The sequence below is a fragment of the Streptomyces adustus genome (assembly GCF_009377175.1).
GTDB lineage: Bacteria > Actinomycetota > Actinomycetes > Streptomycetales > Streptomycetaceae > Streptomyces > Streptomyces adustus.
In genome coordinates this window covers 1-12,416 of the sequence record NZ_VJZD01000121.1, presented here as the reverse complement: position 1 = coordinate 12,416, position 12,416 = coordinate 1, and the positions used below count along the sequence as shown (strand labels likewise).

Below are 12,416 nucleotides of genomic sequence, written 5' to 3'. Positions count from 1 at the left end.
ACGCGTCCATCGGGCACTCGGGTACCGCAACCCCACGCGGCCATCTCGCCGTGCCCACCCACGTCAAGACCAGGAGACACCACTTCCGTGGCAGTCAAGATCAAGCTGAAGCGTCTGGGCAAGATCCGTGCGCCTCACTACCGCATCGTCATCGCCGACTCCCGTACCCGCCGTGACGGCCGGGCCATCGAGGAGATCGGCAAGTACCAGCCGACGTACAACCCCTCGATCATCGAGGTGGACGCCGACCGCGTCGCGTACTGGCTCGGTGTCGGCGCCCAGCCGACCGAGCCCGTGCTCGCCATCCTGAAGAAGACCGGCGACTGGCAGAAGTTCAAGGGCGAGCCCGCCCCGGCTCCGCTGCTCGTTGCCGCTCCGAAGGCCGTGCGTCCGTCGTTCGACGCCCTCGGTGGCGGCGACGAGGGCAAGGGTGAGGCCATCACCCAGAAGAAGAAGGCTGAGAAGAAGGACGAGGCCGCGGCCGAGTCCGCGTCGACCGAGGCCTGAGCATGCTCGAGGAGGCTCTCGAGCACCTCGTGAAGGGCATCGTCGACAACCCCGACGAAGTGCAGGTCGCCTCGCGCAACCTGCGTCGCGGGCGCGTTCTCGAGGTCCGGGTCCACCCCGACGACCTCGGCAAGGTGATCGGCCGCAACGGCCGCACCGCGCGCGCTCTGCGCACCGTCGTGGGTGCCATCGGCGGCCGCGGTGTCCGCGTCGACCTCGTCGACGTGGACCAAGTCCGCTGACGCATTCGCAGCACCGGCTCGGGCCGGGGAGGGCCACTGGGCCGTCCCCGGCCCGATGTCGTACCGGCCGACGTCGCACGGCCCGTCGTACCCGTCGGAAGTCGTATGGGATGAGTCGTATGACAGGAGATCAAGCACAGTGCAGCTGGTAGTCGCACGGATCGGCCGCGCCCACGGCATCAAGGGCGAGGTCACCGTCGAGGTACGAACCGACGAGCCGGAACTGCGGCTCGCGCCCGGCGCCGTCCTGGCCACCGACCCGGCCTCGGCCGGCCCGCTGACCATCGAGACGGGCCGCGTCCACAGCGGCCGCCTCCTGCTGCGCTTCGCGGGCGTACGCGACCGGAACGCCGCCGAGGCCCTTCGCAACATCCTCCTGATCGCCGACGTCGACCCCGACGAGTCGCCCGAGGACGAGGACGAGTACTACGACCACCAGCTGATGGACCTGGACGTGGTGACGGCGGACGGCACCGTGATCGGCCGGATCACCGAGATCTCGCACCTGCCCTCGCAGGACCTGTTCATCGTCGAGCGCCCCGACGGCAGCGAGGTCCTCATCCCCTTCGTCGAGGAGATCGTCACCGAGATCGACCTGGAGGAGCAGCGGGCCGTCATCGACCCGCCGCCCGGCCTGATCGACGACCGCGCGGAGATCGCCTCCGCCCGCGACGCGGCCGAGGACGACGGCGCATGAGGCTCGACGTCGTCACGATCTTCCCCGAATACCTCGAACCGCTGAACGTCTCGCTCGTCGGCAAGGCACGCGCGCGTGGACAGCTCAAGGTGCACGTGCACGATCTGCGCGCCCACACCTACGACCGGCACAACACCGTCGACGACACCCCCTACGGCGGCGGCCCCGGCATGGTCATGAAGACCGGCCCCTGGGCCGACGCCCTCGACACGGCCCTCGCCGACGGCTACGAGTCGGGCGCCCACGCGCCCACGCTGATCGTCCCCACGCCCAGCGGACGCCCCTTCACCCAGGAACTCGCCGTCGAGCTCGCCGAGCGCCCCTGGCTGATCTTCACACCGGCCCGCTACGAAGGCATCGATCGCCGCGTCGTCGACGAGTACGCCACCCGGATCCAGGTCCAGGAGGTGTCCATCGGCGACTACGTCCTGGCAGGCGGCGAAGCGGCCGTCCTGGTCATCACGGAGGCCGTCGCGCGGCTGCTGCCCGGGGTGCTCGGCAACGCCGAGTCCCACCGGGACGACTCCTTCGCGCCCGGCGCCATGGCCAACCTCCTGGAGGGGCCCGTCTACACCAAGCCGCCCGAGTGGCGCGGCCGGGAGATCCCCGAGGTGCTGCTCAGCGGGCACCACGGGAAGATCGCCCGCTGGCGCCGGGACGAGGCGCTGAAGCGCACCACGGCCCACCGGCCCGACCTGATCGAGCGCTGCGACCCCGCCGCCTTCGACAAGAAGGACCGCGAGATGCTGTCCATCCTGGGCTGGGCGCCGGATCCGGCAGGCAGGCCGTACGGCCGATTTTGGCAGCGAACCGAAGGCATGGAAGAATAGGTCGCTGTTGTGCGCCGTCCGGCGTGCGCCCCTGCCACAGGGGGACACGACGCCCGTTCCGACTCGCACGACTTTCATCCAGTACACCTAGCTTCCGTTGATGACCTGTGGCATCACCGAAGAAAGCAGACAAAATGTCTCACCTGCTCGACTCCGTCGACGCCGCGTCGCTGCGCAGCGACCTCCCGGCCTTCCGCCCGGGTGACACCGTCAACGTCCACGTCCGCGTCATCGAGGGCAACCGCTCCCGTGTGCAGCAGTTCAAGGGCGTGGTGATCCGTCGCCAGGGCGCCGGTGTCCGCGAGACCTTCACGGTCCGCAAGGTCTCGTTCTCCGTCGGCGTCGAGCGCACCTTCCCGGTGCACACCCCGATCGTCGAGAAGATCGAGCTCGTCACCCGCGGTGACGTGCGTCGCGCGAAGCTGTACTACCTCCGTGAGCTGCGCGGCAAGGCCGCGAAGATCAAGGAGAAGCGCGACAACTGATCGCGCGTCGGGGTTCATGGCGGAGCCGGATAACATCTGGCTCCGATGGACACCGAAGCACAGCCGACCGAGCGCGACCGCTCCTCCCGCCCTTCCGGATCCGAAGAGATCCCGGACACACAGGGGCCGGAGGAACGGTCGCGTTCTGCGTTGGTGGCGCGGATCACCGAGTGGCTGCCGGGCGGACGACTCTCCCTGGGCGTGCTGCTCTGCCTGCTGTTTTTGCTGCTCCTCAACACGTTCGTGGTGCAACCGTTCCAGATTCCCAGCGGATCCATGGAGAACGGATTGAGGATCGGGGACCGCGTTCTCGTAGATAAGTTGGCGTACCGTTTCGGTGCCCCGCCGCAGCGCGGTGACGTCGTCGTCTTCGACGGCACCGGGTACTTCGGGCACGCCGACTACATCAAACGCGTTGTGGGTGTGGGGGGAGACCACGTGCTCTGCTGCGACAAGGAGGGGAGGATCGAGGTGAACGGCAGGTCGGTCGACGAGTCGACGTTCCTGTATCCCGGCGACAGCCCGTCCTCGGTGTCCTTCGACGTGGACGTGCCCGAGGGCACGCTCTTCGTCCTGGGTGACCACCGCAGCGACTCCAGCGACTCCCGCGACCACCTGGGCTCACCGGGCGGCGGCATGATCCCCGTGGGCGCCGTGATCGGCCGGGCCGACTGGATCGTCTGGCCGGCCGGCCACCTCACCCGCCTGGAGCGTCCCGGCGGCTACGCGCGCGTGCCCGCCGCGGAGGGCACGCATGGGTAACCGCGGCCGACCGCGCGGCGTGCAGGGCTCCGCCGTCGACAACCTCCTGCCCACCGGCGCCCGGCGTGCGGCCGGCGGCGGCGCGTCCGCGGGCCGCAGCCGGGCCGAGCGGCGCAAGCTCCAGCGCAAGGTCAAGCGGAAACGCAGACGCGGCGCGGTCAGGGAGATACCCCTCCTCGTCGGTGTCGCGGTCCTCATCGCGCTGGTGCTGAAGACGTTCCTCGTCCAGGCGTTCGTGATCCCCTCGGGCTCCATGGAGCAGACGATCCGCATCGGCGACCGGGTGCTCGTCGACAAGTTCACGCCGTGGTTCGGCTCCACGCCGCAGCGCGGTGACGTCGTCGTGTTCAAGGATCCCGGCGGCTGGCTCCAGGACGAGCAGACCACCGCGAAGAAGGACGACCCGGTGGTCGTCAAGCAGGTGAAGGAGGGACTCACCTTCATCGGCCTGCTCCCGTCCGACAACGAGAAGGACCTCATCAAGCGGGTCGTCGGGGTCGGCGGGGACCACGTCAAATGCTGCGACGCGCAGGGACGGCTGACCGTCAACGGTGTCCCCCTCAGCGAGTCGGACTACCTCTATCCGGGGAACGACCCGTCGGACATCAAGTTCGACATCACCGTCCCCACCGGGCGGCTGTGGGTGATGGGTGACCACCGGGCCAACTCCGCGGACTCCCGTTACCACCAGAACACCGACTACGGCGGTACGGTCTCCGAGGACGAGGTGGTGGGCCGGGCCATGGTGATCGCCTGGCCGCTCGGCCACTGGAACCGGCTCAAGGAGCCACAAACCTTCTCTTCCGTGTCCGACTCGGGGTCCGGGACGACTGCTGCCCCCCGGCTGTCGCATAGGGTTGTTCCAGAAGGTCCGAACGGATCGATCCAACTCCCGACCCCTGCGGAACTCCCGCTCGTTATGGGAGTGGTGGGCCTGTACCGCATACGGGACAGGCGGCGGCACGGAGTAAGGAGTTGGCGTGGGGGATGTGGCGGTTGGCGCACGGTCCGGACACGACGGCGAGGAGCATCGCGGGCACCCCGCGGGAGCCGATGTCCCGGCCGCGGACAGCGCCGTGACCTCCGGGAATGACGCCGGAACGGCCGAGGACGGCATGATGAGGGACGACCTGGACCAGACAGAGGACCGCGGATCGGGCGGTTCGGCGCCCGCGCAGCGCAAGCAGCGCTCCTTCTGGAAGGAGCTGCCGATCCTGATCGGCATCGCTCTGGTCCTCGCCCTGCTGATCAAGACGTTCCTGGTGCAGGCGTTCTCCATCCCCTCCGACTCGATGCAGGACACTCTCCAGCAGGGCGACCGCGTCCTGGTCGACAAGCTGACACCCTGGTTCGGCTCGAAGCCGGAGCGCGGCGAGGTCGTCGTCTTCCACGACCCCGACGACTGGCTGGCGGGTGAGCCCACGGCCAACCCGAACGCCCTTCAGACCGTCCTCAGCTGGATCGGCCTGATGCCCTCGGCGGAGGAGAAGGACCTCATCAAGCGGGTCATCGGCGTCGGCGGCGACACGGTCGAGTGCAAGGGCACGGGCCCGCTGACGGTCAACGGCAAGCCGCTCGACGACAAGTCGTTCGTGTACCCCGGCAACACCCCGTGCACGGTCGACGACGTGGGCGGTCAGTTCAAGGTGAAGGTGCCCGAGGGCTATATCTGGGTCATGGGCGACCACCGGCAGAACTCCCGCGACTCGCGCTACAACCAGAGCGACAAGAACCACGGCATGGTCCCCGTGGACAAGGTCGTCGGCCGCGCCATCGTCAAGGCCTGGCCGATCACCCGCTGGGGCACGCTGCCGATCCCGGACACCTTCGACCAGCCCGGCATCAACGACCAGACCACGGCCGCCGCCGCCCTGACGGTCGCCCCGCAGGGCGTCGCCCTGGCCGGTGTGGTGCCGATCGCGGTGTGGCGGCGTCGGCGCAGCCTGAAGTCGGCCTCCGAAGCCCGCTGACAAAGGCCGTGGCCCGCCCGGGCCCGGCCCGCCCCGCGAAGCCGCGGTGGCGCCGGTGACCTCGGTGGCCGGAGAGGGGCTGACCCGGTTCGGTACCGCCGGGTAGGGTGCGGGTCCATGGGTGGCGAGAGCACTACACGTACGGCCCCGCGCAGCAGCAGCGGCGGCACCAGCACGGGCCCGGTGGGCAGCCGGACCGGACAGCGTCTGTCCGGCCTGGCCGTCGCGCTGGGCCTCGTGCTGTTCCTGGCGGGATTCGCCTGGGCGGCGTTGATCTACCGGCCGTACACCGTCCCCACGAGTTCGATGACCCCGACCATCGGCGTCGGCGACCGGGTGCTCGCGCAGAGCGTCGACGGCAAGGAGGTGCGCCGGGGCGATGTCGTGGTCTTCCGCGACAGCACCTGGGTCGACAACTCCGCCGTGGTCAAGCGGGTCGTCGCGGTCGGCGGGGACAAGGTCGCCTGCTGCACGAACGGCAAGCTGACGGTCAACGGCAAGCAGATCGAGGAACCGTATCTGCCCGAGGGCAGCCTGGCCGAGATCAAGGACTTCCCGACCGTGACGGTCCCGGCGGGGCGTCTCTTCCTCCTCGGTGACGAGCGGCAGGGCTCGCTCGACTCCACCGCCCACCTCACGGACGCCGCGCGCGGCACCGTGGCGAGCAGCGCGGTGAGCGCCCGCGTCGACGCCGTCGTCTGGCCCATGCGGGGCATGCTGAAACGCCCCACGGGCTTCGAGACGCTCGGCGCCCTCTCCGAGCCGGGACCGCTGCGCACGATCGGGCTCATGATCGTCGTCGGCGGCGTGCTCGTCCTGGCCGGAGGCGCCTACGGGCCCGTGGCCAAGCTGCTGGGCCGCCTCGGGCGCTCCCGGAGGGAAACCGCCGGTGCCCGCTGATCCTGAGGGCCCCGGCGACGCACCGCGCCGGGTGGCCCGGGTCGTGCTGCTCGACCCCGAGGACCGCATCCTGCTGCTGCACGGCCACGAGCCGGACGATCCGGCCGACGACTGGTGGTTCACACCCGGCGGCGGTCTGGAGGGCGACGAGACCCGTGAACAGGCGGCGTTGCGGGAACTCGTCGAGGAGACCGGCATCACCGAGGTCGAGCTCGGTCCGGTGCTGTGGCGGCGCAGGTGTTCCTTCCCGTTCGCCGGCCGCCGCTGGGACCAGGACGAGTGGTACTACCTGGCCCGTACGACCCAGACGGCGACGCGGGCGGTGGCGCTCACCGAGCTGGAGCGGCGCAGTGTCGTCGGAGCACGCTGGTGGACGTGTGAGGAACTGGGCCAGGCGCATGAGACGGTGTATCCGACCAGGCTTGCCGAGTTGCTGCGCAGGGTGCTCGACGAGGGTCCCCCGCCCGGACCCGAGATCCTTGACACAGAAATCGTCTAGGTGCACCCGGCGCTGGCGCACAATGGTGGGATCGCACGGCTGAAGGGGAACATGCCATGAGCGCCGAGGACCTCGAGAAGTACGAGACCGAGATGGAGCTGAAGCTCTACCGGGAGTACCGCGATGTCGTCGGTCTGTTCAAATACGTGATCGAGACCGAGCGGCGTTTCTACCTGACCAACGACTACGAGATGCAGGTGCACTCGGTCCAGGGTGAGGTGTTCTTCGAGGTGTCCATGGCGGACGCCTGGGTCTGGGACATGTACCGGCCGGCCCGGTTCGTGAAGCAGGTCCGAGTCCTGACATTCAAGGACGTGAACATCGAGGAGCTGAACAAGAGCGACCTGGAGCTGCCGGGCGGCTGACGGTCCCCCGCCGGGGTGACGCGGATATCCACAACCGCCGAGTAGTCAACGAAGATCCACTTCGTTGGGGCGGACGCGTGACCGTGGGTGCCGGAGGTGGTGCCGACATGAGCACACAGCAGGCACGCAGCGCACTCGGCAGGTACGGCGAGGGGCTGGCCGCGCGGCGGCTGACGGAGGCCGGACTGACCGTCCTGGAACGCAACTGGCGCTGCGGCAGGACCGGCGAGATCGACATCGTCGCCAGGGACGGCGACGTCCTGGTGATCTGCGAGGTCAAGACCCGCAGGGCGGGCCCCTTCCAGCATCCCGCGGACGCGGTCACCCCGGCCAAGGCGCAGCGCCTGCGCGGACTGGCCCAGCGATGGACGCAGGAGCACGGCGGAGCGCCGCCCGGCGGGGTCCGCATCGACCTGGTCACCGTGCTGCTGCCGCGCCGCGGCGCACCCGTGGCCGAGCATCTGCGGGGGGTGGCCTGACATGGGCTTCGCGCGTACGTGCTCCGTGGCGCTGGTCGGCGTCGAGGGCGTGGTCGTGGAGGTGCAGGCCGACCTGGAACCCGGCGTCGCGGCCTTCACCCTGGTCGGACTGCCGGACAAGAGCCTGACGGAGAGCCGTGACCGGGTACGGGCGGCGGTGGTGAACTCGGGCGGCGAGTGGCCGCAGAAGAAGCTCACGGTCGGGCTGAGCCCGGCGTCCGTACCGAAGGCCGGCTCGGGGTTCGACCTCGCCGTCGCCTGTGCGGTACTGGGGGCCGCAGAGCGCATCGACCCCCGGGTGCTCGTGGACGTCGTGATGATCGGCGAGCTGGGCCTGGACGGACGGGTCCGGCCCGTACGGGGTGTCCTGCCGGCCGTGCTCGCCGCGGCGGACGCCGGATTCGAGCAGGTGGTCGTGCCGGAGTCCGCTGCCGCGGAGGCCGCCCTGGTCCCGGGTGTCTCGGTGCTCGGCGTACGCAGCCTGCGGCAGCTGATCGCCGTCCTGACCGACGCACCGGTCCCCGACGAGGACCCCGAGGAGCCGGGACGCCCGGGCCCGCTCCTGGCCGGTCTGCGCATGCCCGGAGCGGGAGCGGTCACCGGGGTGCACAGCCTGCACGCCACCTACGGCCAGGGGCACGACCTCGCCGATGTCGTGGGCCAGATCTCCGCCCGCACCGCGGTGGAGGTGGCCGCCGCGGGCGGACACCATCTGTTCCTGGAGGGCCCGCCCGGGGCCGGCAAGACCATGCTCGCGGAGCGGCTGCCCGCGGTACTGCCCCGGCTGACGCGGGAGGAGTCACTGGAGGTCACGGCCGTCCACTCGGTGGCCGGCCTGCTGCCTCCGGGCAAACCGCTGATCGACGTCGCGCCCTACTGCGCGCCGCACCACTCGGCCACCATGCAGGCCCTCGTCGGCGGCGGCCCCGGCATCGCCCGGCCCGGCGCGGTCTCGCTCGCCCATCGCGGTGTGCTCTTCCTCGACGAGAGCCCCGAGTTCAGCGGGCGGGCCCTCGACGCCCTGCGTCAGCCCCTGGAGTCGGGCCATGTCGTCATCGCCCGCAGTGCGGGGGTGGTGCGGTTCCCGGCGAGGTTCCTGATGATCCTCGCGGCCAATCCCTGCCCCTGCGGACGCTTCTCGCTCCGGGACACGCTGTGCGAGTGCCCTCCCTCGGCCGTCCGGCGCTACCAGGCCAAACTCTCCGGTCCGCTGCTCGACCGGGTCGACCTGCGCGTCGAGGTCGAAGCGGTCGGCCGGGCCGAGCTCGCGCGGCGCGGTGCGGCGGGCGAGTCCACGGCGACCGTCGCCGAACGGGTGCGGGCGGCACGCGAGCGGGCTGCCGCCAGATACGCGGGCAGCCCCTGGCGGACCAACAGCGAGGTGCCGGGACGGGAACTGCGCTCCCGCTTCCACGCCGTGGCCGGAGCGATGGACGAGGCCGAACGCAACCTCGAACGGGGCGTGCTCACGGCCCGTGGACTCGACCGCGTCCTGCGTGTCGCCTGGACCGTCGCGGACCTCGTCGGCCACGACCGGCCCGACGCCACGGACGTCGCACTCGCCGTACAGCTGCGCACGGGCGTGCCACGCGGGGTGCCGATGGCCATCGGGGCCCTGGCATGAGCGGCGCTGCCGCCTCGGACGGAGCGGCCCCCGGCCCGACGGACGGCACGGACGGCACGGACAGCACGGACGACGACCTGCACGCCCGGGTCCTGCTCACCCGCGTCATCGAGCCCGGGGACGAGATCGGCGGACGGTGGGTGCGGGAGCACGGAGTGCGGGAGGTGGCGCGGCGGCTGCGGGACGGCCCACCGCTGCCCGGGGTGAGCGCGCAGCGCTGGGCGGGACTGCGGGCGCGGGCCGAGCGGGCCGAGCCCGTGCGGGACCTGGCCGCCGCCCGGGCGGCCGGGGTGCGGTTCGTGCCGCCCGGCACGGGGGAGTGGCCCGGCCCGCTCGACGACCTCGGCGACGCCCGCCCGCTGGGGCTGTGGCTGCGCGGCCGCCCCAGCCTGCGGATATGGGCACTGCGCTCGGTCGCCCTGGTCGGCGCACGCGCCTGTACCCCGTACGGCGCCCACATGGCGGCCGACCTCGCCGCCGGACTGGCCGAGCGCGGCTGGGTGGTGGTCTCCGGCGGCGCCTACGGCATCGACGGCGCTGCCCACCGGGGAGCACTCGGCGCCGGCGGGGCCACCGTCGCCGTCCTCGCCTGCGGTGTCGACCGGCCCTATCCGCGCGGACACACCGCGTTGCTCACCAGGATCGCGGACCAGGGTCTGGTCGTCGGTGAGTTGCCGCCCGGCGATCACCCGACACCCGCCCGGTTCATCCTGCGCAACCGGGTGATCGCCGCGCTGACCAGGGGCACCGTGGTCGTCGAGGCGGCCTGCCGCAGCGGCTCGCTGGTCACGGCGCGGGCGGCGCAGCGGCTGGGCCGGCACACCATGGCGGTACCCGGGCCGGCCACCAGCGCGCTCTCGGCCGGGGCGCACGAACTGCTGCGCGGCGACGCCGTCCTGGTCACGGACGCGGCGGAGATCGTCGAACAGGTGGGCGAGATGGGAGAGCTGGCGCCGGTCCGGCGCGGCCCGGTGCTCCCGCGCGACCTGCTGGAGCCCGCCGCCCGGCGGGTGCTGGCCGCGCTGCCCGCGCACCGGGCCGCGGCCGCGGGCGAGATCGCGCGCGGCGCGCAGACGACCGAGGACGACGCGATCGCGAGACTGTACGAACTGCGCGCACTCGGTCATGTCGAACGACACGGCGACGGCTGGAAGTTGACACGCGAGTCGACGACCCCCGTCGGGGCCGGTCGCGATCCGCGCTGACCCGCCGGGTTCGGCCGTCCGGGGGATGCCCGAAGCCCTTGGGAATTCACGCAGTTGATGCCTTCCGGCAGTCCGCCGGGGCGACCGGCGCGCCTCGGTGGAGCGTCGAGAAGAACGTATCTGCGCACGGCGTCGGGCCCGTTCTTCGCGCACCGCGACTCCCCAGTCACGCTACGCTCACAAGGATCCGGACACGGACCAGCACCTCGTACCAGCCCGACCTCTCACCCAGTCACTCCCGGTTCACCTCTTCCACGGCAGAACGGCACAAGGCGACGAATGCCCCAGCACACCTCCGGGTCCGATCGGGCGGCGATCCCCCCAGCCGCCCGCGACGGTGGCAGCGTGCGGCCGCCGGCTCCCTCGACACTCGACGAGCTGTGGCGGTCCTACAAGGCGACGGGGGACGAGCGGCTGCGCGAGCAGCTGATCCTGCACTACTCGCCGCTGGTCAAGTACGTGGCGGGGCGGGTGAGCGTCGGGCTCCCGCCCAACGTCGAGCAGGCGGACTTCGTGTCCTCGGGGGTGTTCGGGCTGATCGACGCGATCGAGAAGTTCGACGTCGACCGCGAGATCAAGTTCGAGACATACGCGATCACGCGGATCCGGGGCGCGATGATCGACGAGCTGCGGGCGCTGGACTGGATCCCGCGGTCGGTGCGGCAGAAGGCACGCAACGTGGAACGGGCCTACGCCACCCTGGAGGCCCGGCTGCGCCGTACGCCTACGGAGACCGAGGTGGCCGCCGAGCTGGGCATCGCGGTGGACGAACTGCACGCGGTCTTCGGACAGTTGTCGCTGGCGAACGTGGTGGCCCTGGAGGAGCTGCTGCATGTCGGCGGGGAGGGCGGCGACCGGCTGAGCCTCATGGACACCCTGGAGGACACCGCCGCCGACGATCCCGTGGAGGTGGCCGAGGACCGCGAGCTGCGGCGGTTCCTGGCGCGGGCGATCAACACCCTGCCCGACCGCGAGAAGACCGTCGTCACGCTGTACTACTACGAGGGCCTCACCCTCGCCGAGATCGGCAACGTGCTCGGGGTGACCGAGAGCCGGGTCAGCCAGATCCACACCAAGTCCGTGCTCCAGCTCCGCGCGAAGCTGGCGAGCTTCGGACGCTGACCCGGCCGCGTCGGGGGGAGTCGCTCCCGTCGGCGGTGGTACGTCCGTACAGTGGTTGACGTGCCAAGGATTCGAGCGGCCTCTGTGGCCGAGCACCGGTCGATGCAGCGAGCCGCCCTGCTGGACGCCGCACGGTCCCTGCTGTCCGAGGGCGGGACGGAAGCGCTGACCTTCCCGGCCCTCGCCGAGCGGACGGGGCTCGCGCGTTCTTCCGTGTACGAGTACTTCCGCTCCCGGGCCGCCGTGGTCGAGGAGCTGTGCGAGGTCGACTTCCCGGTCTGGGCGGCGGAGGTGTCGACGGCGATGGCCGCGGCCGACACCCCGGAGGCGAAGGTCGAGGCGTATGTCCGGCAGCAGCTCGCGCTGGTCGGCGACCGCCGCCACCGGGCCGTGGTGGCGATCTCCGCGAGCGAGCTCGACGCGGGCGCCCGGGAGAAGATCCGGGCCGCGCACGGCGGGCTCGTGGCGATGATCGTCGAGGCGCTGGGCGACATGGGACACGCCCAGCCGCGGCTGGCGGCGATGCTGCTCCAGGGAGTGGTCGACGCGGCGGTACGACGGATCGAGCTCGGCGCGGCGGAGGAGCCGTCGGCGATCACCGATACGGCGGTCGGCATGGTGCTACGAGGCGTCCGAGGCTGAACCCGCCCGACGCCCGACGCGCGGCGAACGGCGCACAGCCACCGGCCCGCGCTCCTGCCGCGCCCGTGCTCTCGCCCCCGTCCGGCC

At 71.3% G+C, this 12,416-nt stretch carries 16 protein-coding genes; all 16 read left to right on the top strand.

The genetic code is table 11. The annotated features are described in order from the left end of the window. Positions 1-87 precede the first annotated feature (87 nt). The 16 genes from rpsP (at position 88) to FNH09_RS26255 (ending at position 12,329) form a co-directional block, all read left to right on the top strand. A complete protein-coding gene (rpsP, locus tag FNH09_RS26330) occupies positions 88-507 on the top strand; it encodes a 30S ribosomal protein S16 (RefSeq protein ID WP_162469119.1) in 420 nt (139 codons plus the stop codon). A 2-nt stretch (positions 508-509) separates the two neighbouring features. Further along, positions 510-749, top strand: a complete 240-nt coding sequence (locus FNH09_RS26325; RefSeq protein ID WP_095579114.1) for an RNA-binding protein — start codon at positions 510-512, stop codon at positions 747-749. A gap of 139 nt (positions 750-888) precedes the next feature. Then, a complete protein-coding gene (gene rimM, locus FNH09_RS26320) occupies positions 889-1,446 on the top strand; it encodes a ribosome maturation factor RimM (RefSeq protein WP_162469118.1) in 558 nt (185 codons plus the stop codon). Further along, positions 1,443-2,276, top strand: a complete 834-nt coding sequence (gene trmD / locus FNH09_RS26315) for a tRNA (guanosine(37)-N1)-methyltransferase TrmD (protein ID WP_152892235.1) — start codon at positions 1,443-1,445, stop codon at positions 2,274-2,276. Before rimM ends, trmD begins: the two co-directional genes overlap by 4 nt. A 134-nt stretch (positions 2,277-2,410) precedes the next feature. Beyond that, positions 2,411-2,761, top strand: coding sequence for a 50S ribosomal protein L19 (rplS, locus tag FNH09_RS26310; protein ID WP_152892233.1), 351 nt, complete (start codon positions 2,411-2,413; stop codon positions 2,759-2,761). A 45-nt stretch (positions 2,762-2,806) separates the two neighbouring features. Continuing rightward, positions 2,807-3,523 (top strand): signal peptidase I, encoded by a 717-nt coding sequence (gene lepB / locus FNH09_RS26305; RefSeq protein WP_152892231.1) that lies wholly within the window; start codon positions 2,807-2,809, stop codon positions 3,521-3,523. Beyond that, positions 3,516-4,616 carry a signal peptidase I gene (gene lepB / locus FNH09_RS26300; protein ID WP_152892228.1) on the top strand — a complete coding sequence of 367 codons (1,101 nt, stop codon included), beginning with the start codon at positions 3,516-3,518 and terminating at the stop codon, positions 4,614-4,616. Before lepB (FNH09_RS26305) ends, lepB (FNH09_RS26300) begins: the two co-directional genes overlap by 8 nt. Beyond that, positions 4,504-5,493, top strand: a complete 990-nt coding sequence (gene lepB, locus FNH09_RS26295) for a signal peptidase I (protein WP_162469117.1) — start codon at positions 4,504-4,506, stop codon at positions 5,491-5,493. Before lepB (FNH09_RS26300) ends, lepB (FNH09_RS26295) begins: the two co-directional genes overlap by 113 nt. 117 nt (positions 5,494-5,610) lie before the next feature. Next, positions 5,611-6,393: a signal peptidase I gene (gene lepB, locus FNH09_RS26290; protein ID WP_152892226.1), complete on the top strand. Its 783-nt coding sequence runs from the start codon at positions 5,611-5,613 to the stop codon at positions 6,391-6,393. Further along, a complete protein-coding gene (locus FNH09_RS26285; RefSeq protein WP_162469116.1) occupies positions 6,383-6,892 on the top strand; it encodes an NUDIX domain-containing protein in 510 nt (169 codons plus the stop codon). Before lepB (FNH09_RS26290) ends, FNH09_RS26285 begins: the two co-directional genes overlap by 11 nt. Before the next feature lie 56 nt (positions 6,893-6,948). Further along, entirely contained in the window at positions 6,949-7,257 is a 309-nt protein-coding gene (locus tag FNH09_RS26280) for a DUF2469 domain-containing protein (RefSeq protein WP_003965949.1), read from the top strand. Positions 7,258-7,334: 77 nt separating this feature from the next. Then, positions 7,335-7,736, top strand: coding sequence for a YraN family protein (locus tag FNH09_RS26275; RefSeq protein ID WP_162469115.1), 402 nt, complete (start codon positions 7,335-7,337; stop codon positions 7,734-7,736). A gap of 1 nt (position 7,737) precedes the next feature. After that, the gene (locus FNH09_RS26270) at positions 7,738-9,360 is read left to right on the top strand and encodes a YifB family Mg chelatase-like AAA ATPase (protein ID WP_152892222.1); all 1,623 of its coding nucleotides are present in this window, start codon (positions 7,738-7,740) and stop codon (positions 9,358-9,360) included. Then, positions 9,357-10,565 carry a DNA-processing protein DprA gene (gene dprA / locus FNH09_RS26265; protein ID WP_152892220.1) on the top strand — a complete coding sequence of 403 codons (1,209 nt, stop codon included), beginning with the start codon at positions 9,357-9,359 and terminating at the stop codon, positions 10,563-10,565. Before FNH09_RS26270 ends, dprA begins: the two co-directional genes overlap by 4 nt. A gap of 279 nt (positions 10,566-10,844) precedes the next feature. Beyond that, on the top strand, positions 10,845-11,687 hold the full coding sequence (gene whiG / locus FNH09_RS26260) for an RNA polymerase sigma factor WhiG (RefSeq protein ID WP_152892218.1): 843 nt from the start codon (positions 10,845-10,847) through the stop codon (positions 11,685-11,687). Between the two features lie 84 nt (positions 11,688-11,771). Beyond that, positions 11,772-12,329: a TetR family transcriptional regulator gene (locus tag FNH09_RS26255; protein ID WP_162469124.1), complete on the top strand. Its 558-nt coding sequence runs from the start codon at positions 11,772-11,774 to the stop codon at positions 12,327-12,329. Positions 12,330-12,416: the final 87 nt, after the last annotated feature.